This window comes from Staphylococcus sp. HMSC065D05 (genome assembly GCF_001813195.1).
Lineage (GTDB): Bacteria > Bacillota > Bacilli > Staphylococcales > Staphylococcaceae > Staphylococcus > Staphylococcus epidermidis.
The window spans coordinates 1-675 of sequence record NZ_KV811759.1 but is presented as its reverse complement, the minus strand read 5'-3'; the positions used below and the strand labels follow the sequence as shown (position 1 = coordinate 675).

The following is a 675-nucleotide window of genomic DNA, read 5'->3' as shown; positions in this document are numbered from 1 at the left end:
CAAAATACTTTGTGTTTATATGTAATTTTACATTAAAATACTTAAAAAAATAAGGCCCTTTCGTATAATTTAACAAATACCACTAAACGAAATTAACGAGGTGCCTTATGTATAAAGATTATAATATGACGCAACTTACTTTACTAAAGGAAACTTCAGTACTTATCCCCACACATGATATGTTACAATATGTGAATGATATTGTTGAAACAATTCCTAAGACTGAATTCGATGAATTCAGACATCATCGTGGTGCAACACCATACCATCTAAAAATGATGTTAAAAGTAGTTCTATATGCCTACACACAATTTGTGTTTTCAGGACGTAAGATAGAAAATTTACTCAATGTTAGCATCCGAATGATGTGGCTATCACAAAATCAAAAGTTTTCTTTTAAAACGATTAATCGATGCAAAAACAAATAAAAAAATAATGAAGAATTATAGTTGGTAATATTTTAAAGGCCAAATTAATAAAAAGCTTTCAGAACCAAAAAACATCTACAGTCAAAGAAAAATTGATGTAGAGCTTGTTTTTGTATTTATGAATCTTATTTTGGGTTCCAATTGTATGTCCGTTTGAAGGAGAAATAAAGTCAAAAGAGAACTAGAATTTGTGCTGATGACACTTAATATAATAAAAGTAACAGCTCAACGAGCTGAAAATAATCAA

The 675-nt window shown here is 28.7% G+C and carries 1 pseudogene; it reads left to right on the top strand.

Going from position 1 to position 675, the window contains the following annotated elements:
- Window positions 1–107 precede the first annotated feature (107 nt).
- Window positions 108–413: pseudogene (locus tag HMPREF2897_RS07960) on the top strand (transposase); the annotation flags it as partial.
- Window positions 414–675 lie beyond the last annotated feature (262 nt).